The following is a 22,513-nucleotide window of genomic DNA, read 5'->3' as shown; positions in this document are numbered from 1 at the left end:
GAGCAGAACAATGATGAAGCGAATGGGCCGCAAGACCGGCAACAACTACAGGGGATTACACATGGGTTCTTCCATGCGCGCGCTGGCGGGCACCGTGATGGCGGCTTTGCTGTTCATGGTTTCGCAGGGGGTGGCGGCGACCGAACTGGAAGAGATTCGGGCGGCCAGCATTAGCGGTGACCGGGTGCAGGTGAATCTGCGCTTTTCCGGCACTCCGCCCGAAGATGTTCGGGCCTTTGCCATCGACTCCCCGCCGCGGATCGCACTGGATCTCCCGGATGCCGGCAATGCGCTGCGCAGCCGCGAGACGGACCTCAACGTGGGGCCCCTGCTGACCGCTACAGCGGTCGAGTCCGGTGATCGTACGCGCGTGGTGCTGAACCTGACCCAGCCCTCCGAGTATCAGACCCGGGTCGAAGGCAACAACCTGATTCTGACCCTCGGCCGCGGGGTCTCCGAGGCCGACAGCGATGTACAGCAGGTGGTCGATCGTGCCGGCGAGCCCTCCGAACGGGCGACGCGCAGTGCGCGCCCGGTCGAGATTACCGGCATCGATTTTCGTCGCGGTTCCGAGGGCGAAGGCCGGGTCGAGATCGACCTGTCGCGCTCGGGGGCCGAGGTCAATGTGCGCGAGCAGGCCGGCAAGGTCGAGCTGACGTTCCCGCGCGCTCGTGTGGACGAATCCCTGGAGCGCCGACTGGACGTGCTCGATTTCGCCACACCCGTTCGCACCATCGATACTGTGGCCGAGCGCGAGCGTGTGCGCATGGAAGCGGACGCACACGGCGAATACGAGGTCCTGTCCTATCAGAGCGACCGGCGCTTTGTGCTTGAGGTGGCGCCCATTACCGAGGCCGAACGCGAGGCCCGGCGGCGTGAGGAAGAACAGTTCGAGGGCGAGCGCCTGTCGCTGAACTTCCAGGACATCGAGGTGCGCTCGGTCCTGCAGCTGCTGGCCGACTTTACCGATCTCAACATCGTGGTCAGCGATACTGTCGGTGGCAACATCACCTTGCGCTTGAACAACGTGCCCTGGGATCAGGCGCTGGACATCATCCTGCGCTCGCGTGGTCTGGACAAGCGCATGGACGGAAACGTGCTCTACGTGGCCCCGAGCGAAGAGATTGCGGCCCGCGAGCGCCTGGAGATGGAGGCCGCGCGTGACCGCCAGGAGCTGGAGCCGCTGCGCACCGAATTCGTCCAGATCAACTTTGCTCAGGCCGAACAGATTGCCTCGCTCATTCGTGGTGACGAGACCGGCCAGTTCCTGTCCGAGCGCGGCAGCATCACCGTCGACAGCCGCACGAACACCCTGCTGGTACAGGACACGCAGAGCCGCATTGAGGACGTGCGCCGTCTGGTGCAGACGCTCGACGTGCCCGTGCAGCAGGTGCTGATCGAGACCCGTATTGTGATCGCGGAGGACAACTTCAACCGCGAATTGGGGGCCCGTTTCGGCATCAGTGGGTCCCGAGGTGAGCGGCGTCGCACTCAAGTTGGTGCGGGTGGGTCATTGGAAGGTGCAAGTGAGGCGCGTGGCACTCGGGATCCTGGTGGGTCCGGAGCAACCGAGATGGTCAGTGGGGTGGGGCTGGGAGATCGCCTGAATAGCTCGCTACCCGCGGCTGAGGGGGCTGGGCGTGCTGGAATCAGTATCCTGCGCAGTGGCGTCCTGCTCGACTTGGAACTGTCGGCCCTGCAGGTCGAGGGTCGCGGTGAAATTATTTCCAGCCCGCGTGTGATTACGGCCAATGGTCAGACCGCATCCATCAAGCAGGGTGAAGAGATCCCGTTCCAGGAGGCCACTGCCTCCGGTGCGACCTCGACTCAGTTCATCGAGGCTGTTCTTTCTACTGAAGTGACGCCACAAATAACGCCCAATGGAAATGTGATCCTGGATATTTTGGTGAACAAAGATGAGCCGAGCAATCGAGAAGTGCTCGGAGTTCCCGGAATTAACAAGCGCGAGGTTCAGACCCAGGTCTTTGTGGGTGATGGCGAAACGGTTGTACTAGGTGGTGTGTACGAAATCACGAGCAGCGAGTCTCTGGAGAAGGTCCCGTTCTTCGGGGATATCCCGTTCCTTGGCAATCTCTTCCGCAATCGCTCCACCGAGAACACCAAGGCCGAGCTGCTGATCTTTGTGACGCCGCGCGTGCTCGACTAGGGGCAATCCATTCGGCGGGTGCTAGCATCCGTCGGGGTGGCCAGAATAGCCGGGGCTTGTCCCCGGCTTTTCTTTGTTCGGCGAGGCCAGTAGCCTTGCCGCCATGCAGAATATTGTCCTGGTGGGGCCCATGGGGGCCGGCAAGAGTACGATCGGGCGCGGGTTGGCGGGGCTGTTGCGCCGTCCGTTTTTCGACACGGATCAGGAGATCCAGCGGCGTACGGGCGTGGATATCCCCACGATCTTCGAGTTCGAGGGCGAGGCAGGCTTTCGCAAGCGCGAATCGGCGATGCTGGAATCGTTGCTGGAACGCGACGGTATCGTGATCGCGACGGGTGGCGGGATCGTCGAGCGCCCGGAGAACCGCGAGCGCTTGCGCGAGCATTTCGTGATCTACCTGCGCGTCCCGGTGGATGAACAGTTCCGGCGCACGCGCCGCAATCGCAAACGCCCCCTGCTGAACGAGGTGGCAGACCCAAGGGCCAAGCTTCAGGAGCTGTTCGAGCGCCGTGATCCGCTTTATCGGGAGATTGCGAGTATGACGCTGGAGGGGCGGGGACGACGCGTACGCGATGCCGTTCGCGGGGTCTGTGATGCCCTGAAGGTCCAGCGCCCGGATCTGTGTCAGCCCCGCTCAGAGGGCTGAATTTCTCGCGCCAGGGCCGCTTGTACGTCAGTGCCGGGTGGAGCCACCCCCATCCGGTACAAACATCCCCTGCTGCGAGGGCGGGGCACGGCGTCCGTGCGAGGCGTGGTGAAACTGGAGCCGCCAGCCATTGCCACTGCGGCGCCAGGTCTGGCTGATCAGGATGGTCCCGGTGGCCGCGACATCACCGGGACGGGTAATCGCCTCCTCAATCACGACACTCAGGCTTTCGGTCGTTTCCTGGCGCCCGACGATGCGCGGCTCGATCCCGATGTTCAGCTCGCGTGCGAATACCAGCAGCCAGCTTTCCATTACTTCGGAAACCCCGCGATGGGCCCGAGGGCTGCCCGGGTGCACGCAGACGATATCCGGACGTTCTGCCCATAACCGCATCATCCGCTCGATGTCGGCGGCACGGAAGGCCTCGTAGTAGGCCGTCAGGCATTCGTCGCTTGCCCCGCCCATCAGTGCACCCGTCCCGTATCCCAGGCCGGCGGCGGGTCCGGGTCGGGGCTGGCATGGTGCAGGCACATCCGCCAGTTCTCGCCCTCAAGGCAGTAACCATTCGTGGCCAGCATTACGCCGCGGCGTTCGCCGCTGACGTAGAGGTTTTCGCGCAGGGTGTGGATCACCAGGTTCTGCCCCGGGATGACATTGAGCTCGGTGCGATGGATCACGACGCCACGCATGTTCGGCAGGATGTCATCCCAGCTCTCGAGGATGACGTCGGTGCCGACCAGGCGCTCGCCGCCAGGGTGAATGCAGACACATCGGGGGCTGTCCAGCCAGATTTCGCGCATGGTGTCGGCGTCACCCGCCTGGAAGGCCTCGTAGAACGCTGCTTCTGCGGTTGCCGGAGAGGGAAAAGTCGTCATGCCGCTCGTCGTCCGGAAGTGAGCGCACATTGTCGCAGGGCGCCGCCCGGATGTCGCGGATGACGCCAGCCATTGTGGCGCTCACAATACGGCGACTGTTCCACAACGAGAGTGCTGATGGCACGTATCCTGACAACGGGCATCGTCACCCTGGATCACACCCTGGATGTCGAACACTATCCGGCCGAGGACGCCGAGGTTCGCGCTCTGGCCAGTTCCTCCCAGCCTGGCGGGAACGCCGCGAACACGGCTCGCATCCTCGCTCAGTTTGGTCACCGTGCAGCCCTTGCGGCCGTGATGGCGGAAGACGCGTCCGGGGAAATGCTGCTGGAGCGCCTCACTCGCGAGGGGGTGGAGGTCGGGGCCTGTGTGCGGCATCTGGGCGCTACGCCGACCTCCCATATCCTGCGTTCGCGCAGCACAGGGAGTCGGACGATCGTGCACCACCGCGATTTGCCCGAACTGAGTGCCGCAGACTTGGGCGCGGTGGCCTGGGAAGAGTACGACTGGCTGCATTTCGAGGGGCGGCATCCGGAGACCCTGTTGGAGGTGTTGCCCAGGGTCCGTCATGCCGTGACCGATCAGCCCATCTCGCTGGAATTGGAGAAGCCGCGTCCTGGGCTGGAGAGCTGTCTGGAATGGGCCGATGTGCTCATGCTGTCACAGGACTGGGCGGCAGGGATCGCGTCGCGCCCGGAGGAGGCCGCCGTCGAGCTGGCACGCCGCTACCCTGATCGCATTGTCACCGTGACGGCCGGCGCCGAGGGCGCCTGGCTGGCGCAGGGTGGGCAGCGGGTTCACTGCGCACCGACTCCGGGCCTGCAGGTAGTAGACAGTGTTGGGGCCGGCGATACCTTCAATGCCGGATTGATCAATGCCCTGGTTTCCGGTGAACCGCCCGAGCAGGCCCTGGTGGCGGCTGTGCGACTGGCGGAACGCAAGCTCCAGCAGACGGGCTTTGAAAGGCTGGCGCCCTGATCGTTTACAGATACTCGTCCAGCCAAGCCTCCAGGTCCTCGGGCTCCACCTCGCCGCGATGGGTATCGCGGATGATGCCGTCGCGGTCGATCAACACCGTATAGGGCAGTGCACCGATGCGGTTGCCGTATTCGCGACCGACTTCCATGGCCTCGTCCTGACCGATCAGGATCGGGAACTCGATCCCGAAGTCGTCGACGAAGTGCTGAGTCGCCGTGAGTTCGTCCACCGCCACCGCGACGATGGTGAAACCGTCCTCCTGGTGGTCTTCCCAGGTCTCCTGGAACAGCGGCATCTCCTTCTTGCACGGTGGGCACCAGGTGGCCCAGAAATTCAACACGACCAAGTCGCCATCCCACTCGCTCAGCTGGCGTTCGTTGCCATCCAGATCCGGCAGGGTGAAATCGATGCGACGGTCGCCCTGCGCCTCGTCCGCCGCGGCTTGCGCTGCCTCGTTGCCGTTGGCCTCGGCCGCATCCATTTCAGGTGTGGGTTCCTCGCAACCGACCAGCAAAAGGGCACTGGCGGCGACGAGCCCGACCCAGCCGAAAGCCCGTGTACGGTGTTTCATGGCGTCACTCCGATGGCGCTTTCCACATGCGACAGGAAACGATCGGCATTCAGATAACCGACACTGCGGTAGTTGCGCAGTTCGTTGCCGTCGCGGTCGTAGAAGATCATCGCGGGCGGACCGAACAGACTGAAGTGGCGCATCAGGTCGCGGTGCTCCGAGGTGTTCTCGGTCACGTCCGCCTTGAGCAGATGAACATCCGCCATGGCGTTGATGACACGCTGGTCCTGGAAGGTGGTGCGATCCAGACGAACGCAGTCCACGCACCAGTCGGCATAGAAGTCCACGAACACCGGCTGCCCGTTCTCGCGGGCGCGCTCGACCTCGCGTTCCAGATCCTCGAGGCTGTTGATCTTGGTGAACTCCATTTCCGTCGGACCCTGCTCGCCCGTGGTGGAGGCCACGGGCTGGTTCAGGCTGGCCAGTGGCCGGAATACGTCCTTGCCACCCGTCGCCGCACCAATCATCAGCAGGATGCCGTAGATCAGGATCACCACACCCAGGCCCTTCCACAGGCTGTACCAGCCCGAGGTGCCTTCCGGTAGCGAGCGCAGCGCACCCATGTAGATCGCGGTCACGATCAGCAGGGTGGCCCACAGGAACATCGCGACCTCGCCCGGGATCACCCGTTCGAGCAGCCAGATGCCCATCGCCAGCAGGCCGACACCAAACACCGCCTTGATCGCATCCATCCACGGGCCCGCCTTCGGCAACAGGCGTCCGGACGAGGTGCCGATCACCAGTAGCGGGGCACCCATGCCCATGCTCAGGGAGAACAGCGCAATGCCGCCCAGCACCGCGTCACCGGTCTGGCTGATGTAGAGCAGTGCCCCGATCAGCGGCGCGGTGACACAGGGGCCGACAATTAGCGCCGAGAGGAAGCCCATAATGCCGGCCCCCATGTAGGTGCCGCCTTCCTGGCGATTGCTGATTTGCGACAGCTTGCTCTGAATGCCTGCCGGCATCTGCAGCTCGTAGAATCCGAACATCGACATCGCCAGCGCGATGAAGATGGCGACGAAGGTGCCGATGATCCAGGGGTTCTGGAACGCCGCCTGCAGGTTGGCACCCGCCAGGCCCGCGAACACCCCGGCAATGGTGTAGGTCAGTGCCATGGCCAGCACGAACACCAGCGAGATCAGGAACGCCTTGCGCGTGGTCAGGTTCTTCTGCCCGATGATGATGTTCGACAGGATCGGAATCATCGGGAACACGCAGGGGGTAAAGGTCAGTAGCAAGCCGAAGCCGAAGAAGGCCAGGGCCACCAGCCAGATCTGCCCATCGGCCAGTTGCGCCGCGATACGGTCCTGCTGGGTGACCGGGGCGGCGTCGTCGTCTTCCGGGGCAGCGTCGTCATCCGCCGGTGTGGCCTCGGTCTCGTCCAGGGCCTCGTCGCCCGTGTCTGGCAGGGCGTCTTCGTCGGCCTCGGCCGCCAGGTCGGAATCGAAAGCGACCGAGACCTCCTGGGTCAGCGGCGGGTAACACACCCCTCCGTCCCAGCAGCCCTGGTAGTCGATGGCGAGGGTGATCTCGGAGACGTCATCCTCGTCGCGCAGCACCGGGACCAGGATCTCCACCTGGTCGCGATAGATCTCCGTCTCGCCGAAGAACTCGTCGTCGTGGCGCTCGCCCTCGGGCGGATTCACCGGCCCCAGCTCGATGCCATCGCCCTCCGCGATACGTACGTCGAGCTGGTCGCGGTAGAGGTAGTACTCGTCCTCAATCTCGAAGCGCAGAATGACGGCGTTCTGGCTGATCGCCTCCAGCGATGCAGCGAAGGCCTCTTCCGGCTCCAGCAGGTCACCGGCCGCACCGAGGTCGCCGGAGAGGTCGCCCATTTCGTCCAGGGCACCGCGCGGCTCGTCGGCCGCCGCATCTTCGGTGGTCTCCTCCTCCGCGGCCTCTTCGCCGTTTCCGCCCGGCAGGCCCGGCAGTTCCAGCGACACGGTCTGGAAATGCGGCGGGTAGCACACGCCAATGTCCGCGCAGCCCTGCGAGCGCGCAGTCAGTTCGATCTCGGTGCTCTCGGCAGCAACGATCGGCAGCTCAATGCTGATCTCGTTGCGATAGGTTTCGACCTCGCCGAAGAACTCGTCGGTCTTCTTCTCGCCGTCGGGGATGTTCGGTTCGCCGAGCTCCAACCCTTCGCTCTCGGGTTCGAACTCAAACTGCTCGCGGTACATGTAGTAGCCGTCCGCGATCTCCCAGGTCAGGCGAATGGTGTCCGCGTCAATGGCCTCGGCGCTCAGGCTGAAGGCGTCATCCGGGTCCAGCAGATCATCATCGAAGATGGCATGTGCCAGCCCCGGGGTCAGCAGTAATGCGACCAGGAGGGTCGCCAGCCAGTTGCGCAGGTTCAGGAGGTGCATTGCGTTATCCAGTTCAGGTAATCCGGGGACCCGTGCGTGATCGGCACGGCAATAATCTCCGGGGTTTCATACGGGTGATGTTCCGTCAGGTGGGCCTGCAGGTCGTCGCGGGCATCGACGGAGGTTTTGATCAGCAGTGTGACTTCGGAATCGGTTTCGATATTCCCTTTCCACACATAAATTGAGCGTCCGGCCGGGAGGATGTGCACGCAGGCCGCAAGCCCGCGCTGGACCAGCTCGCCGGCCAGATTCTCCGCCTCGGCGGGGTCGTCCAGTGTGGTGAGTACCAGCCAGGCGCGCACGTTCGTGTTGTCGGGTTCCTTGTCCGGCATCATCGACTCTTGGGCATCAGGAATTTGTACGAAGTTCGATCCGGGCCGGCTGGCCGGGGCGCAGTACGGCATCATCGCCCGGCGAGAACTCGGCCTCGACCCGGTATCTCTGATCCTCGTCTTTGCCCACAAGTTCCCAGCCGATCCGATCGATCGTGCCAGAAAACTCGTACTCGCCAATCGTAATCGTGACCTCCTGCCCCTCGCTGAGCGAGTGGATGCGCTCGGGTACCACCAGCGCGCGGACCCGCATGGAGTCGCCGCTTCCAAGTACCGCTAGCACGGCCGGCGCCAGAGCGGGATTCACGAACTGGCCGGGGGAGACATCGATGCGCGTGATGCGGCCGCTGGCCGGGGCGCGAATTGTTGCGTCGTCGCGATCGGCGCGTGCACGGTCGCGCTGGGCGCGGGCCTCGGCCAGGCGTGCGGCGACAGTGGCCTGCTGGATGCGTGCCAGTTCCACCTCGCGCAGGGCGATCAGGGTCTGGTCGTACAGGTCCTCCGCCTTTTCGACCTCGCGATTGGCCTCGTTCAGTTCCAGTTGCAGACGTTCGATGGCGGCCTGCGCGGCACGCAGGTCGGCCTCGACCCTGCGCGTATCCAGGCGGAACAGGGCGGTGTCCTGGTCGACATGCTCACCCGGGCGGACCTCGATCGCCTCGATCTTGCCGGCCACCGGGGCCGTGATGCGGTAGGTCTGGCCCCAGTCCAGATGGCCTTCCAGCGCGCCGTTTTCCTCGGCCGCCGACCCAGCGGGAGTCAGCGCCAGAAAGGCACAGCAGGCGACGGCCGAGAGCAACAGCCGTCGGGTCGAGTTGCCCTGGTTCAGGCGATCGATGGACATCGCGTGTACTCCGTCGGGGCGTCCGTGGACGCGCTTTTGTTACTCCGTTTCCGCCACGGCCGTACCGGCCAGGCGGAAGGGGCTCAGGTCACCGCGCCCGGTGAGCAGGGCCAGGCGCTCGTACACCATGGCCAGCTCGAACTCGGTCTGGGCGTTAAAATAGGCTGCGGCGCTTTGCTGGACCATCGAGTCGCCGAGATCGGCCTGGTCCTCGATGTCGTACAGGTAGCGGGCGCGGTCGATGTAGAGCTGGCGATAGTCCATGCGCCATTCGGCCTCGTCACGCTGCATCCGCAGGGCCTGGGCTTCGTGATAAAGCTCGCGCAGGCGGTTGCGCGCCTCGATTCGGGCCTGTCCCAGATCGGCCTCCGCGCGCTGGCGGGCCGCGACTGCGTGGCCCACACGACTGTCCTGGCGGCGTCCCTCGTACAGCGGCACCTCCAGCACGAGCCCGGCGGCGAAGGGGTTGCGATCACCGCCAAACTCGCGGTTCCAGTAGCCCGTCTCGGCCTCCGCATACAGGCGTGGGCGGCGCTGGGCGCGGGCCGCATCCACGCCACGTGCGGCGGCCTCTACTTGCATGCGCTCGGCGGCAAGGGTCGGATTCGCGCTGTCGAGTTCAGCCATCAGATCGTCCAGGCCCGGGAGTTCCGGTAGATCCAGCGGCAGGGCGGGTGCCAGCACGGTACGAATGCGCTCGCCGGGGCGGTTCAGGGCCTCGGCGAGCTCGTCGCGGGCGCGGCGCTGATTCTGCAGGGCGCGCTGGCGCTGCACGCGCAGCGTCTGGTATTCCGACTCCAGGCGAAAGACCTCGATATCCGAGACCTGTCCGCGTTGTGCACGTTCTTCCGCACGCTCCTTGCTGACGAATGCGGCCGCCATGGCCTCGGTGTCGCGGGCAAAACCGAGGTCGGCGAGCAGGACGTTGAAATACCGCTCCATGACATGCAGCGAGTGGCGGGCGTGCGCCAGGATCTCCATCTCGCGGGCGGCCTCAAGGCGCTGGGTGCTGGCGGCCTCGCGCGCGTTCGACTGGCCGAAGTCGCTCAGCAGCTTGCGGGCGACGAGGGTGGCACGCGAGTCGTTGCGGCTCTGATCCGGGGCGAGGTCATTGGGCTCGATCCAGCGAGCCTCCAGGCGCGCATTCACCGTGACGTCGCGTCCGGCCTGGGTGCTGGCGAGTTCCTGTTCGGCGATCTCGCGTTCCGCCCGCGCCCGTTGAACCTGAGGGTGGAGGGCATCGACTGCGGTCAGCGCGTTCTGCAGCCGCAGTGGCTCGGGCAGTGGTTCGGGATCGATTACGCCATCCGCCGGGAGGCCCTGCGCGGCGCTGATGGCAGGCAACAGTGCGAGCGTGAATACGATGAAGGTGGCCAGAAGGGGCGCTGCGATTCGAAGCCGTGCGTGCCGGGGCACCGCATGTCCTGGATGCATCGGGGTACCTATCGTCCAGCGCGTTCGCGACGGAAACGGGTGAAATTGCCGTCTTCGTAGTGCCCCTCGGCGACGAACTCGCCCAGCAGGAGGAATTCGTCAACATCCCGGGTCGCCCCGGTGAAACGTGTGATCGGTTCGCCATCCAGGTTGAAGAACTGGAATACCGGCGTCGCACGCACCCGGAAGTCGCGGGTGGCGAAGTCCATCATCGTCTTGGTTTCGCCCTCGAAATTGACGACCTCAATGGCGCCTTCCACGTCTACGGCGAAGATGCGGAAGCGTTCCTTGTAGAGCTCCTGGACCTCGGGCTGATTCAGGACCTGATTCTTCATGCGGTGGCAAAACGGGCAGTCGTCCATTTCGAAGAACAGCAAAATGCCTTTCTTGCCGGCCTCGCGGGCCTCCTCCAGCTCCTCGGGAAAATCCCCGAAGGTCGGGTCGAAGAAGTGGTGGGTTGGGTCGCGCGGGTCTTCCACGCCGGCGCTGCCCAGCCCCGGGAGCGCCAGGAGCAGGGCAGCCAGCAGGGTGGGGAACAGGGAAATGATGCGGCTTGCTCTCATGCGGCTGGGCTCCGATTCTCGGACGTCATTCACAAATCAGACGGGCAAGAGCGTCCCTCAATTCCCTCCCGAATGCAAGGAAAAACAGAACGGGTCCGAGTGGCCGCGGCATGCCCATCGAAGGGCTGTTCGACAGGGGGTTGGGGGCGTGTTCCAATAATTCGCTCGTCTTGTCTGGAACCCGTTATTCATGCGCAGTCCCTTCCTCCCGTTGTTTGTTTTTCTCGGGTTGGTATTGCTCGAGATCTTCGGCTTCGCCTGGGTGGGCGACGCCGTCGGGGCGCTGGCCACGGTGGCGCTGGTGATCGCGACGGCCGCGGCGGGTCTGCTGCTGTTTCGTCTGCAGGGGTTCTACCACTGGCGGCGCCTGCAGCAGAGCCTGGCCCGAGGCGAGATGCCTGCGCGCGGGCTGGTCGAGGGCTGGCTGCTGATGTCGGCGGCGGTCCTGCTGCTGTTGCCCGGGTTTTTCACCGACGCGGCGGGCTTCGTGTTGCTGGTGCCGCCGCTGCGGCGCTGGGCGGCCGAGGGCATCCTGCGCCGGGGCATGATCCGGGCGCGGGCGAGTGGCCCGGGTGCGGCCGGGCCGGGCGACCCGATCGAAGGCGAGTTCCGCCGCCATGACGCCGGTGACGAATCTGCCTCCGACGAACGTCTGGACCACGACGACCGCCGCTGAGAATTCTCCTTCCCCGTGCCCTTGACTCGGCTCGGTGTGCCCCTATTATTAGCACTCGTTCGGGGTGGGTGCTAACAGGGCGCCTACCCGACATCCTCCAACCTGTTAAGAACATCGATATAAGGAGTTCGCACCATGAACCTGCGGCCTTTGCACGATCGCGTCATCGTGAAGCGTATGGAAGAAGAGCGCACCAGCCCCGGCGGCATCGTGATCCCGGACTCGGCGGCCGAGAAGCCGATTCGCGGCGAGGTGATTGCGGTTGGTAACGGCAAGATCCTGGAGAGCGGCGAAGTCCGCGCCCTGGACGTGAAGGCCGGTGACAAGGTGCTGTTTGGCAAGTACTCCGGCACCGAGGTCAAGGTCGAAGGCGAAGACGTCCTGGTGATGCGCGAAGACGACATCATGGCCGTGATCGAGGGCTAAGCCCCGCGCGATCCGCCCCTATCCCCATTTTTTGCAGGAGTAGAACGAGACATGAGTGCTAAAGAAGTCCGTTTTGGTAACGACGCCCGCACCCGCATGGCCAAGGGCGTGAACACTCTGGCCAACGCCGTGAAGGTCACCCTCGGTCCGAAGGGCCGCAACGTGGTCCTGGACAAGGCCTTCGGCGCCCCGACCGTGACCAAGGACGGTGTGTCCGTGGCCAAGGAGATCGAACTGGATGACAAGTTCGAGAACATGGGCGCCCAGCTGGTCAAGGAAGTCTCCTCGCAGACCTCCGACGCCGCCGGTGACGGCACCACCACCGCAACCGTGCTGGCCCAGTCCATCGTCCGCGAAGGCATGAAGGCGGTCACCGCCGGCATGAACCCGATGGACCTGAAGCGTGGTATCGACAAGGCCGTGAAGTCCGCGACCGAAGAGCTGAAGAAGCTGTCCAAGCCGTGCACCGAGCACAAGGCGATCGCCCAGGTGGGCTCGATCTCCGCGAACTCCGATACGGCGATCGGCGAGATCATCGCCGATGCGATGGACAAGGTCGGCAAGGAAGGCGTGATTACCGTCGAGGAAGGCTCCTCGCTGGAAAACGAGCTGGATGTCGTGGAAGGCATGCAGTTCGACCGCGGCTACCTGTCGCCGTACTTCATCAACAACCAGCAGAACATGAGCGCCGAGCTGGACGACGCCTACATCCTCCTGTTCGACAAGAAGATCTCGAACATCCGTGATCTGCTGCCGATCCTGGAAGGCGTGGCCAAGTCCAACAAGCCGCTGCTGATTATCGCCGAGGACATCGAGGGCGAGGCCCTGGCCACGCTGGTGGTGAACTCCATGCGCGGCATCGTGAAGGTGGCCGCCGTTAAGGCCCCGGGCTTTGGCGACCGCCGCAAGGCCATGCTGCAGGATATCGCGGTGCTGACCGGCGGCCAGGTGATCTCCGAAGAGGTCGGTCTGTCGCTGGAGAAGACCACGGTGGAAGACCTGGGTCGTGCCAAGAAGGTGCAGGTGACCAAGGAAAACACCACGATCATCGATGGCATGGGTCAGAACAAGGACATCAAGGCCCGCGTCGACCAGATCCGTACCCAGATCGAGGAAGCGACCTCCGACTACGACAAGGAAAAGCTGCAGGAACGCGTGGCCAAGCTGGCCGGCGGTGTTGCGGTGATCAAGGTCGGTGCCGCCACCGAGGTCGAGATGAAGGAGAAGAAGGCCCGCGTCGAGGATGCTCTGCACGCCACGCGTGCGGCCGTCGAGGAAGGCGTGGTCCCTGGCGGTGGCGTGGCCCTGCTGCGTGCCTGCGCGGCGATCGCCAAGCTCAAGGGTGAGAACGACGAGCAGACCGCCGGCGTGAACATCGCTCGTCGCGCGATGGAAGAGCCGCTGCGCCAGATCGTCTACAACACCGGCGAAGAGCCTTCCGTGATCCTGAACAAGGTCCTGGAAGGCAAGGGCAACTACGGCTACAACGCCGCGTCCGGCGAGTTCGGCGACATGATCGAGATGGGGATCCTGGATCCGACCAAGGTGACCCGTTCCGCGCTGCAGAACGCCGCGTCCGTGGCCGCCCTGCTGATCACCACCGAGGCCATGGTGGCCGAGCTGCCGAAGAAGGACGACGGCGGTGCCGGCGGCGGCATGGACGACATGGGTGGTATGGGCGGTATGGGAGGCATGGGCGGCATGATGTAAGCCGCTCGGCCTTTTGTTAGGCCAAGCAACAGGAGACCCCGCTGCGGCGGGGTCTTTTTGTCTGGGGCGCGCCAGGCTGTTCTTGTGCACCGGAACCCACAAGTAATCTGTGTGTCCTTAAGGGAACAAGGTTCTTGGTGAGGTTGGCGTTTTTATGGGCAGGTAGTTGCCCTGGCCAGACAGAAGAAGGGAGTCGCCTGATCGCAGACAGGTGTTTCCTTAATGTGACAACGTTGTGATGCCGATACAATTCTTGACTGGAATGCGTGCAAAACCGGAAAGCATGTGCCACTATCAAGCTGCTGTAGAGGGCTTGGCGCTCGCTGCTCCAGATTCCGGTCGGGAGTCAACCGTTCGGCAACGCGCTTGTCTCTGATCAGTCGTCGTTTGTTTTTACAAGGAGGCTATGAACATGAATCACAAGCTGGTTAAGAATATTCTGGCCGCGTCCGTGGCCACGCTGCTGATCGGTACCGCGAGCCAGGCAGTGGCTCAGGAGCCGCCGGCGGCCAACGTCACCGACCGTAGCGGCAATGTCGTGATGGACCGCTCCGGCGAGTGCGTGCGTACCCGCTCCTGGGCACCGGAAAACGTGCGTCATTCCGAGTGCGCCGGTTACATCCAGGAAACCGCAGAGGCCCCCGAGCCGGATCCGGCCCCCGAGCCCGAGCCCGAGCCCGAGCCCGAGTTTGAAACCACCACGCTGAGTGCGCAGGCCCTGTTCGACTTCGACAGTGCCGATCTGCGTCCGGAAGGCCGCGATGCCCTGCGCGAACTGGCCCGCAGCCTGACCGCCGATGACGTCGAGTACAGCTCGGTGCTGGTCGAAGGTCACACCTGCACCATCGGCCCGGCCGACTACAACCAGGGCCTGTCCGAGCGTCGCGCCCAGTCCGTGGCCGACTTCCTGGCCAGCGAAGGTGTGCGTGAAGACGACATCCGCACCGTGGGTTACGGTGAGGACCGCCCGACCGCCGACAACTCCACCCGCGAAGGCCGCGAGGCCAACCGTCGCGTGGAAGTGACCTCCGACGTGCGTCAGCGCGCCGACTAAGGTCTCCATACCTGTCGGTATCCGGCCATCGGTCCGTCCGATGGCCCGGGAATCAGGCCCCGCTTCGGCGGGGCCTTTTTTATGAAGGGCAGTGGAGCCCTGGTCGTGTGGTGGTGGCGCGGGGTCGTTAAGCTTCGGTTAAGCCTCTCGTCCTAGACTGAGTCCAAAACCGGAGGACCGTACCAATCATGAATCTGCATACGTTCAAGCTGCGCAAGGGCATCCGGCTGGCCGGCCTGACGGTCGTCCTGGTGCTCGGCAGCATGTTGCTGTCTGGCGCCGCCTCCGCGCACGGGATCGAGCGGGCCACGGATCTGCAGTCTCTGGCGCAGAATGGGGACGGCAAGCCGACCCTGATCATGTTTGCCTCGACCAGTTGCCCCTACTGTGACCGGGCGGAACACCAGCACCTGGGTCCGATGAGCGAGGACGCGAGCTACGAGGGTATCCAAATCCGAAAGGTCATCCTCGACCGTGAAGAGGTGCGCGACTTCGACGGCCAGGTGCGCCGCGGCCATGAACTGGGCCGTGCCTACGGGGCGCGTGTGGTCCCGACCATCATGGCCTTTGACGCCGAGGGCAATCCGGTGGGCGAGCCGCTCGTCGGTATCCCCAACGAGCAGCTCTATCGCAGCCAGATTCGTCAGCGCATCCAGCAGGCCATCCGCCACAACGGGGGATCAAGCTAGCAAGGCGTTGACCTCGCTACTCCAGCGCTGGTCAGCGTTCGATCCGGTAGATCAGGTCCACGGTCTGCTCGGTGGTGCCGGAGGAGGTCTCCAGCGTCAGCCGCCGGCTGAGCTCATAGCTCAGCAACACCCTCGAGGTGTTGTCGAACAGGCCCACCGAGTAGCGCAGCAGCAGGCGTGGGGACAGATACAGCCCCAGGGTCAGGGCGCTCTCCTCGATGCCGCCTTCGGTATCAATTGTGACCTCGTCCAGCCCCAGCTCCGTCCCGATCCGCTGGGTGATCAGCGCGCTTTGCTCCAGTCCGTAGGCGGCGGCTGCCGAGGCGATCATGTTGCCGTCCGACTCCGAAGCCCCCGACAGCGGTCGTCCGGTCAGTAGGAAGGCCATGGCCTCTGTCTCGTCCATCGCGGGTTCCGAGAAGACCCTTGAGCGCAGGTTGTCCGGGGTCCCGCCGATCTCGAGCCCGACCGTCACGTTGTACTCGCGTACCGTGCGCACGGCGCGCAGGTCCAGTTCCGGTGTTTCCGCGGGCCCCTGGAACAGCAGGATGCCCCGGTCGACCCGCAGATCCTGGCCGTAGGCATTGAAGCGGCCCTCGGGGATGCGGATCTCCCCGAACAGCTGGGTCGGGCGCCCGGCGATCTCCTCGACATCGACCTCGCCGGCAAAGCGGGCGGTAAGCCCATGGCCGTCAAAGCGCACGTCGTCACCCAGCCGGATGCGGATGCGGATGTCCGTCTTCAGCGCCTGTGCCTCTTCCAGTTCCTCACCCAGGATGATCTCGTCTCCGGAGACCCGGATCGCACCCGGGGGCAGGTCCGGTGGGCGGATCCGGGCCCAGGGCAGCAACACCTCCCCGCGAACGCGGATGCCGTCCTCGGGGGTGAACACCAGTTCCAGGTCCGGGGTGATCGTCGCCTCGGCGTCCACTCGACTCACGGCGAGGAAGTCTTCTCCACGCAGTTGCATCTCGGCACGCGGCCCATCGTCCCCCAGGTCTACGCGACCCGCGAGGTCGATGGCACCATCGCCTGATTCCAGTCGCCCGTCCAGGGTCATTTCCTCGGCGGAGACGACATTGGCGGTGACCTCGGGGATCAGGATGTCGATCCCGGCATCCGGGATCAGCACGCCCCCGTCGGTGAAGCGCACAGCGCCCTCGACCAGCGGGGCGTCCAGGCGTCCGCCGAAGGTCAGCCGGGCATCGAGCACGCCGCGAAGGCGCTGGATGTCGGGGCTTGCCGCCGCAATCCAGGAGAGATCATCGAGGCGGGCCTCGAGGTCGCCATCGATGCGCATATCGTCGCCGTCGGGGCGCAGTTCGAGGGTCGCGCGTGCAATACCGCCATCGAGAAAACCGAGCCGAAAACCGACATCCACGTCGCGGTCGCGTACGCGCGCATCGAGGTAGGCGTCGCGATAGGGCACATCCTGCAGCTCCCCATCCTCGTCGCGCACCATCAGACGCCCATCCGTCGGGCGCACGGCCAGGTCCGCGTCGATACGCCCCTCGCCATCCAGGCGGCCACTGGCCTCGGCATTGATTTGCCCCTCGATGCCCAGTTCAGGCGGCAACAGAGGCTCCAGCCAGCCAAGCTCCAGGTCCTCCAGTAGTGCACTGAAGTCTCCGCCCGTCGCCTCCTGCCAGCGACCTTCTGCGCAGATGCGCCCGCCTTCCCGCGTCAGGCACAGGCGCTCGAGGCGTGCGGACTCCGGGCCGCCTTCCAGGGCGACCGGGGCGGGCAACGACCAGTCGCCCGCCTGGGGTTGCGTCATATCCAGGCGGGTTAGTCGACCGCTCCAGTGCGTAGTCTCGAGGTCGAAGCCTCCCGTCAGCGCCAGTGCCAGTGTCCCCAGTTCCTGGCCGTCTACGTCCAGATCCAGGCGATGATCATCGATGGTCCCCGTGGCGCCGAGGCGCACGCTGGCCAGGTGGATCCCGGTGGCCGGCTCCAGGTCCTCCAGCCGCAGGTCCAGTCGGGCGGGGGCATCTTCTGCGAGCCCGGCCTCGGCACTCAGCTGAACCCGTGCCAGCGCAATGTTTCCCAGTCGGAGCCCGGCACCGTCGCCCTCGGCCGCTACCTGTGGCGCCTCGGGCGATCCGGTGACGTGCGCGTCCAGGTTCAGTTGTCCCGCAAGGTCGGGCCATAGCTGGTGCAGTTCCGGGGCGTCTACCCGCAGGCGGAAATCCAGTACCTCGGTCCAGCGGCCCTGTGCGCTCAGGGTGTTGGCGCCGAGTGCCAGCTCCAGCTGTTCGACGGTCAGGGCATCGCCTTCCAGCTCGGCCCGGCCGTGCCCTTCGACCGGCTGCTCGCGCAGGGTGCCGGTCAGGCGTTCCAGTTCAGCTTGCAGATGCAGTACGCCATCCTCGGCCTGCCGGCCGCGGGTGGTGAGTGTCAGGTCGAGGCGGCCCGGCGCCTCGGGCGTGATGATGGCCGGGTCCAGCGCCTCGGCCTGCAGCGCGAGGTCCCAGTCGAGACCCTCGGCCCAGCCCACATCCCCTGCCAGATCCAGGCGCCCGCCGTCGTCCATCGCCAGGCGCAGGCGATCGATCCGGGCGCCGGTCTCGGTCAGGTCCACGCGCCCGTCGCCGGTCACGCCAATGCCATGACTTTCGGCCCGCAGGGGGTCCAGGTGCAATTGGGCCTGGAGCTGTCCCGAGGCGGGGGTATAGCGACCGGATACGGCAATGCGCAGCTGCTCCAGGTGGCCTTCCAGCTCCTCCTGCAGGCGAGCAAGATCCGGTGCGGTCAGTGCCAGATCCATTTCGAGATCCAGCGCGTGCTCCGGATCAGCCAGGTCCCCGCCCAGCCCCGCGGCCTGACCGCTGAGGGTAGCCGTCAGGGCGTCTTCGTCGACGTTGAGTTGGCTCTCGCGCAGGCGAGCCGTCCCGTCCGCGAGTGTCAGGCCCAGCTGCCCGGTCAGGACATGGTCCTCGAAATAGCCTCGCAGTTCGTGGATGTCGATCGCGGCTTCCAGGGCCGCGAGTGGTGTTTGTTCGGTATCCAGCGGGAGGCGGCCCTGCAGGTTGGCCCGCAGGCGTTCCAGGCCGGCGTCCATTTCCAGACCCAGGGGGGTGGGGTCGAGGTCGTCGAGCGCCAGTTGCAGGTCCCAGTCGAGGGCCTCGTCGAAACGGACGGGTCCGGCGAGCGTCAGCCGGCCAGCCCCGGAATCCAGCCTCAGTGTCTCGATCTCGGCCATGGACAAATCGCCATGGGCTTGTAGCACGAGTTCGATTGCGGGCAGTTCGTCCAGCCGGGCGCCGCCATCCAGGCCCAGCGACCAGTCGCCGGGCTCGCCGGAGGCATGGAGCCGTCCCGTGGCGACATGCGCGGTCCGGTCCGGGGCGATCCGGTAGGCGAATGGGGTCCAGGTGGCCTCGACGTCGAAGCGCGGGTCCCCCAGCGCATTGACCACCTCGGCCTGCAGGGTCAGATCCACTCCGGCGCTCAGGGCATGATGCAGCCGCAGGCGCTCTCGCAGGTGTCCGTCCAGGTCCAGCCGTCCCTGTGCCTCGCTGGTATCGAGGCCTTCGGCCACCGCGTCCGGCAGGGGCGCGGTCCAGGTGCCCTGGGCCGTCACCGCGTAGTCGCCTTCGGTCTCGACCCGCGCCTGCAGTTGCGCCTGGATCTCCGGCATGTCCAGGTCGAGTTGCTGGAGTTCGATCAGGGCGCCACTGGCGCGGGCCCGGGCCGCGATCTGCGTGATGGCGACGAGGGGCGTGCCTTCGCGGTACACCCGCAGGTCGCTCAGCAGGACATCCTCCAGTTGTACGGCCAGCGGGAGGCGGATCGCATCGGGCAGTTCGAATGGCTCCTCGTCGTCATCGATCGCCTCGGGCGGCAGGTCGATCAGCAGCCCGGTCGCGTGAACGACCGGGATCCTCAGCTCGCCGCGCAGGCCCGCGCGGGCGTCGATGCTCAGGAGGCCCTCGTCCAGTTCGATGTGAGGGCCGTCCGGCAGCGACAGGTAGAGGCCGTGGATTGCGAGTTCGGTGAACAGCGTGCCCTCGACGCGCTCGATGCGCAGATCCACCGGGGCGTGTCGCTCGGCCTGCTCGGCCAGCCAGCGCGTGCCATTCTCGGAGGCCAGCAGCGCGACCACGGACCCCACTGCGAGGACCAGGAGCAGCAGGACCCCGCCGATCAGCCACAGCAGTGCCTTGCCCAGGCGCCTCACAGGTCCGGTCCCATGGAGAAGTGGATGCGAAAGTCGTCATCGGAGTCCGGACCGTGGGCGATGTCGACGCGGATCGGTCCCACCGGCGAGCGCCATCGCACGCCCATGCCGACACCGTAGACCGGGTCGAACTCGGTCCATTCGTTGACGACGTTGCCGGCGTCCACGAACGCGGCGGCGCTCCAGTTGCCGCGTACCGGGATGTCGTACTCCAGGCTGCCGACCACCTTGTGGCGTCCGCCGATCACGTCGCCGTCCTCGTTGGTCGGGCCGACCTTCTGGTAGCCGTAGCCGCGGATGCTGGCGTCCCCGCCGGCGAAGAAGCGCAGGGAGCTGGGCAGGTCGCGGACCGAATCCACCTCGGTGAATCCGGCATCGGCGCGGGCCAGGACCCGTCCCGGGCCGATGGCACGTACGAACTTCCCACTGGCCAGTACCTGCGCGAACGAGGTGCTGGACAGCAGTTCTTCCTGGGCCCCCTGCACGGTGATGTCGAAGCGGTAGCCGCGACGCGGGGTCATCGGGTCGTCCGCCTCCATGCGGCCGATTCGGTAGGAAGGGATCAGCAGACGACTGCGGTCCGTTTCCTCGCCGACGGTGTAGTCCTCGTACTCGTAGCGCAGGCCCTCAGTGGTCTGCCAGCCGCCGGTTCGCTGCAGCACGCGGTTGGCCCCGACCTGGAAGCGGTCGGACTGCTGGGTATCGGTGTCCTCGGTGCGGTAGGTTGTGAACAGGTTCAGCTGCTCGCGCAGCGGGTCGCGCAGCGGTATCGCGTAGTTGAAGCCCACACCGGAGCGCACCGGCGAGGCCTCCAGCTCTGCGTGATAGCGATGGCCGAGCTGGTTGGCGTAGCGATTCTCGAAACGAAAGCGCAGGCGCGGGCCAATGTCGGTGGAGTAGCCGATGCCGGCCTCGTAGCTGTGCCGCCGACGGGGTTCGAACTCGGCCACGATCGGGACGTGTCGGTCCTCCGCCTGGTCGCGCAGGGGGCGTACCCGTACGCCGGAAAAGTACCCCGAGTCATTCAGGTTTCGCTGCAGCGCGATGATCTGCGAGGAGCTGTAGGGATCGCCTTCCTCGAACGGGATCATGCGTTCGACGAACTCCGGCGCCAGGATGTCCTGGTCCAGCGTGACCCGGCCGATGCGGTAGCGATCCCCCGTATCCATGTGCAGCCGGATGGTCGCGGTGCGGTTCTCGCGGTCGACCTCCAGGCGGCGGGTGTGCAGGTCCGCGTCGAAATAACCGCGATCCGCCGCAATCCGTGTCATGCGATTGCGCAGGGTGTCGTAGCGGTCATGACGCAGGACATCACCTTCCTGGATGTCGGTCTGGCTGAGCACGGCCTCGAACGCCAGATCGCCGACCCCCTCGCCAGTGACCTGGATGTCGATGGTTTCCACTGTGGTCGGAGGGCCGGGGTCGAACGTCAGGTGCAGGTCCCAGCAGCCGTCGTCGTCGTGTTCCAGACTCAGGTCCAGTTCCGCGTCGTAATGGCCGACGGCGCGCAGGGCATTGCGGGCACGCTCCTTTGTATCGCGCAGCAGGCGGCGCTCGCGAAAGCCGGGCAGGTCGCAGGGCTGACGCGCCAGGTTGAGGCTGTTGCGAATGTTCTCGCGCTGGAACTCCGTGCCGCCTTCCAGCACCAGACCCGGTACCGGGCCATCGTCCTCGTCGGCCGCCAGGGGAAACGCCAGCAGCACCAGGAGGATCCCGATCCATCTCACCTGCCGAACCGCGTGCGCATGCGACAGGGAAAACGGATGCGGGCGAGAGAAAAGGGTCATGAAACGATGATACCGGCTACCCGCGTGGATTCGGCAAAGAGCGCGTCCCTATCAGTGTCCCGTACGCGGGTACGAGTTCCCCGGCAGGGTGAGAACTAGACGCTCGGGCAGTCCACTCCGCTCCCGCGCGAGAACACCACCAGATGGGTGAAGTCCAGGCGCAGGCGCACATGCTCGCCGATCACGAAGTTGTCGTGACTGGGTGCCATGCACAGCACGCTGATCCCGTCGGGTAACTTCAGGGTGTAGAGAAAGTCGGCCCCGCGGAAGGCCTTGTCGAGGATCTCGGTTTGCACCGTACCCTGTTCGTTGTCGATGGCGATATCGTCGGGGCGTACCAGCACGTCCACTGCGGTGCCGGGCGGGAGATGTTCGGACATCGAACCCTGGAGCTCGCCAAAGGCGGTGTCCACGCGATCTTCGGTGCAGACCATGCCGGGGATCAACGTGCCTTCCCCGACGAAATTGGCGACAAAGCGGTCCGCGGGGCGGTGATACAGGTTGTAGGCGGTATCCCACTGGGCAATGCGCCCCTGGTTGATGACCGCGATGCGGTCGGCAAAGGCGAATGCCTCGTGCTGGTCGTGGGTCACCAGGATCGCGGTGGTGTGCTCCGCGCGCAGGATGCGGCGCACCTCGCGGGCCAGGTCACCGCGCAGCTCTACGTCCATGCTGGAGAAAGGTTCGTCCAGCAGCAGGAGCGCGGGTTTCGGCGCCAGGGCGCGTGCCAGCGCGATGCGCTGCTGCTGGCCGCCGGACAGGGCGTGCGGATAAGCCTCGCCGTACCCGGGCAGGCCCACGAGTTTCAGCAGCGTCTGCACGCGATCGGCGCGCGCATCGCGGCTCCAGTCGCGAATGCCGAAGGCGATGTTGTCAGCGACACTCAGGTGTGGAAACAGCGCGAAATCCTGAAAGACCATGCCGACGCCGCGGCGCTCAGGGGGCACCGTATGCCCGGGCTCGCTGACGGCGCGTCCGCCCAGATGGATGGCCCCGCGCATCACCGGTTCGAAGCCCGCAATCGCGCGCAGCAGGGTGGTCTTGCCGCAGCCGGAGGGGCCCAGCAGGCAGCCGATCTGCCCCTCGGGCAGGGCCAGCGAGACTCCGTGCACCACGGCCTTGCCGTCGTAGCCGATGTCGATATCGTCGAGTTCCAGCAGCGGCGTGTGGGCGACCTGGATGGCGGCGTTGGAGGTGGCGGCTTGTGTCATG

The 22,513-nt window shown here is 65.4% G+C and carries 19 protein-coding genes; 8 read left to right on the top strand and 11 right to left on the bottom strand.

Annotated elements, in window-relative coordinates:
• Nucleotides 1-22: 22 nt before the first annotated feature.
• A complete protein-coding gene (pilQ, locus tag F813_RS0108085) occupies nt 23-2,167 on the top strand; it encodes a type IV pilus secretin PilQ (protein WP_196793823.1) in 2,145 nt (714 codons plus the stop codon).
• Nucleotides 2,168-2,270: 103 nt separating this feature from the next.
• Nucleotides 2,271-2,813 (top strand): shikimate kinase, encoded by a 543-nt coding sequence (locus F813_RS0108080; RefSeq protein ID WP_012981694.1) that lies wholly within the window; start codon nt 2,271-2,273, stop codon nt 2,811-2,813.
• Nucleotides 2,814-2,840: 27 nt separating this feature from the next.
• On the opposite strand, the gene F813_RS0108075 is transcribed toward F813_RS0108080, so the two are convergent.
• Together F813_RS0108075 and F813_RS0108070 are read right to left on the bottom strand one after the other, a co-directional pair.
• Nucleotides 2,841-3,278, bottom strand: a complete 438-nt coding sequence (locus F813_RS0108075) for a nuclear transport factor 2 family protein (RefSeq protein ID WP_012981695.1) — start codon at nt 3,276-3,278, stop codon at nt 2,841-2,843.
• Nucleotides 3,278-3,688 carry a nuclear transport factor 2 family protein gene (locus tag F813_RS0108070; protein WP_017926164.1) on the bottom strand — a complete coding sequence of 137 codons (411 nt, stop codon included), beginning with the start codon at nt 3,686-3,688 and terminating at the stop codon, nt 3,278-3,280. The genes F813_RS0108075 and F813_RS0108070 overlap by 1 nt, the downstream gene beginning before the upstream one ends.
• Before the next feature lie 117 nt (nt 3,689-3,805).
• Here F813_RS0108070 and F813_RS0108065 point away from each other — a divergent pair, with 117 nt between their 5' ends.
• Nucleotides 3,806-4,666, top strand: coding sequence for a PfkB family carbohydrate kinase (locus F813_RS0108065; RefSeq protein ID WP_017926163.1), 861 nt, complete (start codon nt 3,806-3,808; stop codon nt 4,664-4,666).
• 4 nt (nt 4,667-4,670) lie between these two features.
• On the opposite strand, the gene F813_RS0108060 is transcribed toward F813_RS0108065, so the two are convergent.
• From F813_RS0108060 to F813_RS0108035, 6 genes are read right to left on the bottom strand one after another with little or no spacing between them, the layout of a single operon-like run.
• Nucleotides 4,671-5,237, bottom strand: a complete 567-nt coding sequence (locus tag F813_RS0108060; RefSeq protein ID WP_026148206.1) for a peroxiredoxin — start codon at nt 5,235-5,237, stop codon at nt 4,671-4,673.
• Entirely contained in the window at nt 5,234-7,606 is a 2,373-nt protein-coding gene (dsbD, locus tag F813_RS0108055) for a protein-disulfide reductase DsbD (protein WP_017926161.1), read from the bottom strand. Before dsbD ends, F813_RS0108060 begins: the two co-directional genes overlap by 4 nt.
• A complete protein-coding gene (gene cutA, locus F813_RS0108050) occupies nt 7,594-7,941 on the bottom strand; it encodes a divalent-cation tolerance protein CutA (protein ID WP_017926160.1) in 348 nt (115 codons plus the stop codon). Before cutA ends, dsbD begins: the two co-directional genes overlap by 13 nt.
• A 13-nt stretch (nt 7,942-7,954) precedes the next feature.
• Nucleotides 7,955-8,782, bottom strand: a complete 828-nt coding sequence (locus F813_RS0108045; RefSeq protein WP_017926159.1) for an efflux RND transporter periplasmic adaptor subunit — start codon at nt 8,780-8,782, stop codon at nt 7,955-7,957.
• Nucleotides 8,783-8,821: 39 nt separating this feature from the next.
• Entirely contained in the window at nt 8,822-10,216 is a 1,395-nt protein-coding gene (locus F813_RS0108040; protein ID WP_012981702.1) for a TolC family protein, read from the bottom strand.
• A gap of 8 nt (nt 10,217-10,224) precedes the next feature.
• Nucleotides 10,225-10,779 carry a thioredoxin family protein gene (locus tag F813_RS0108035; RefSeq protein WP_017926157.1) on the bottom strand — a complete coding sequence of 185 codons (555 nt, stop codon included), beginning with the start codon at nt 10,777-10,779 and terminating at the stop codon, nt 10,225-10,227.
• 190 nt (nt 10,780-10,969) lie between these two features.
• On the opposite strand from F813_RS0108035, the gene F813_RS0108030 reads away from it, so the two are divergent.
• The 5 genes from F813_RS0108030 (at nt 10,970) to F813_RS0108010 (ending at nt 15,334) form a co-directional block, all read left to right on the top strand.
• Nucleotides 10,970-11,455 (top strand): FxsA family protein, encoded by a 486-nt coding sequence (locus F813_RS0108030; protein ID WP_012981704.1) that lies wholly within the window; start codon nt 10,970-10,972, stop codon nt 11,453-11,455.
• A 135-nt stretch (nt 11,456-11,590) separates the two neighbouring features.
• Nucleotides 11,591-11,881: a co-chaperone GroES gene (groES, locus tag F813_RS0108025; protein WP_012981705.1), complete on the top strand. Its 291-nt coding sequence runs from the start codon at nt 11,591-11,593 to the stop codon at nt 11,879-11,881.
• Nucleotides 11,882-11,932: 51 nt separating this feature from the next.
• Nucleotides 11,933-13,591, top strand: a complete 1,659-nt coding sequence (gene groL, locus F813_RS0108020; RefSeq protein ID WP_012981706.1) for a chaperonin GroEL — start codon at nt 11,933-11,935, stop codon at nt 13,589-13,591.
• A gap of 412 nt (nt 13,592-14,003) precedes the next feature.
• Nucleotides 14,004-14,645: an OmpA family protein gene (locus F813_RS0108015; protein ID WP_012981707.1), complete on the top strand. Its 642-nt coding sequence runs from the start codon at nt 14,004-14,006 to the stop codon at nt 14,643-14,645.
• A gap of 188 nt (nt 14,646-14,833) precedes the next feature.
• The gene (locus F813_RS0108010; protein ID WP_017926155.1) at nt 14,834-15,334 is read left to right on the top strand and encodes a thioredoxin fold domain-containing protein; all 501 of its coding nucleotides are present in this window, start codon (nt 14,834-14,836) and stop codon (nt 15,332-15,334) included.
• Nucleotides 15,335-15,365: 31 nt separating this feature from the next.
• On the opposite strand, the gene F813_RS0108005 is transcribed toward F813_RS0108010, so the two are convergent.
• The 3 genes from F813_RS0108005 to F813_RS0107995 all read right to left on the bottom strand — a co-directional run bounded on the left by F813_RS0108005 (nt 15,366) and on the right by F813_RS0107995 (nt 22,512).
• Entirely contained in the window at nt 15,366-19,514 is a 4,149-nt protein-coding gene (locus F813_RS0108005) for a translocation/assembly module TamB domain-containing protein (RefSeq protein WP_012981709.1), read from the bottom strand.
• Nucleotides 19,511-21,301: an autotransporter assembly complex family protein gene (locus F813_RS0108000; RefSeq protein WP_012981710.1), complete on the bottom strand. Its 1,791-nt coding sequence runs from the start codon at nt 21,299-21,301 to the stop codon at nt 19,511-19,513. The genes F813_RS0108005 and F813_RS0108000 overlap by 4 nt, the downstream gene beginning before the upstream one ends.
• A 95-nt stretch (nt 21,302-21,396) precedes the next feature.
• Nucleotides 21,397-22,512: an ABC transporter ATP-binding protein gene (locus F813_RS0107995; protein ID WP_012981711.1), complete on the bottom strand. Its 1,116-nt coding sequence runs from the start codon at nt 22,510-22,512 to the stop codon at nt 21,397-21,399.
• Between the last annotated feature and the right edge of the window lies 1 nt (nt 22,513).

This window comes from Thioalkalivibrio sp. HL-Eb18, from assembly GCF_000364985.1.
Classification (GTDB): Bacteria; Pseudomonadota; Gammaproteobacteria; order Ectothiorhodospirales; family Ectothiorhodospiraceae; genus Thioalkalivibrio.
The sequence above is the reverse complement of the archived record's forward strand: the minus strand, read 5'-3'. Positions and strand labels throughout refer to the sequence as shown.

What these genes read in the sequence shown, in the direction of transcription:
- groL (WP_012981706.1), top strand. Translation starts at nt 11,933, where the DNA reads ATGAGTGCTAAAGAAGTCCGTTTTGGTAACGACGCCCGCACCCGCATG.
- groES (WP_012981705.1), top strand. Translation starts at nt 11,591, where the DNA reads ATGAACCTGCGGCCTTTGCACGATCGCGTCATCGTGAAGCGTATGGAA.
- F813_RS0108030 (WP_012981704.1), top strand. Translation starts at nt 10,970, where the DNA reads ATGCGCAGTCCCTTCCTCCCGTTGTTTGTTTTTCTCGGGTTGGTATTG.
- cutA (WP_017926160.1), bottom strand. Translation starts at nt 7,941, where the DNA reads ATGATGCCGGACAAGGAACCCGACAACACGAACGTGCGCGCCTGGCTG.
- F813_RS0107995 (WP_012981711.1), bottom strand. Translation starts at nt 22,512, where the DNA reads ATGACACAAGCCGCCACCTCCAACGCCGCCATCCAGGTCGCCCACACG.
- F813_RS0108065 (WP_017926163.1), top strand. Translation starts at nt 3,806, where the DNA reads ATGGCACGTATCCTGACAACGGGCATCGTCACCCTGGATCACACCCTG.
- F813_RS0108010 (WP_017926155.1), top strand. Translation starts at nt 14,834, where the DNA reads ATGAATCTGCATACGTTCAAGCTGCGCAAGGGCATCCGGCTGGCCGGC.
- dsbD (WP_017926161.1), bottom strand. Translation starts at nt 7,606, where the DNA reads ATGCACCTCCTGAACCTGCGCAACTGGCTGGCGACCCTCCTGGTCGCA.
- F813_RS0108075 (WP_012981695.1), bottom strand. Translation starts at nt 3,278, where the DNA reads ATGGGCGGGGCAAGCGACGAATGCCTGACGGCCTACTACGAGGCCTTC.
- F813_RS0108060 (WP_026148206.1), bottom strand. Translation starts at nt 5,237, where the DNA reads ATGAAACACCGTACACGGGCTTTCGGCTGGGTCGGGCTCGTCGCCGCC.
- F813_RS0108070 (WP_017926164.1), bottom strand. Translation starts at nt 3,688, where the DNA reads ATGACGACTTTTCCCTCTCCGGCAACCGCAGAAGCAGCGTTCTACGAG.
- F813_RS0108045 (WP_017926159.1), bottom strand. Translation starts at nt 8,782, where the DNA reads ATGTCCATCGATCGCCTGAACCAGGGCAACTCGACCCGACGGCTGTTG.
- F813_RS0108035 (WP_017926157.1), bottom strand. Translation starts at nt 10,779, where the DNA reads ATGAGAGCAAGCCGCATCATTTCCCTGTTCCCCACCCTGCTGGCTGCC.
- F813_RS0108015 (WP_012981707.1), top strand. Translation starts at nt 14,004, where the DNA reads ATGAATCACAAGCTGGTTAAGAATATTCTGGCCGCGTCCGTGGCCACG.
- F813_RS0108040 (WP_012981702.1), bottom strand. Translation starts at nt 10,216, where the DNA reads ATGCATCCAGGACATGCGGTGCCCCGGCACGCACGGCTTCGAATCGCA.
- F813_RS0108000 (WP_012981710.1), bottom strand. Translation starts at nt 21,301, where the DNA reads ATGACCCTTTTCTCTCGCCCGCATCCGTTTTCCCTGTCGCATGCGCAC.
- F813_RS0108080 (WP_012981694.1), top strand. Translation starts at nt 2,271, where the DNA reads ATGCAGAATATTGTCCTGGTGGGGCCCATGGGGGCCGGCAAGAGTACG.
- pilQ (WP_196793823.1), top strand. Translation starts at nt 23, where the DNA reads ATGGGCCGCAAGACCGGCAACAACTACAGGGGATTACACATGGGTTCT.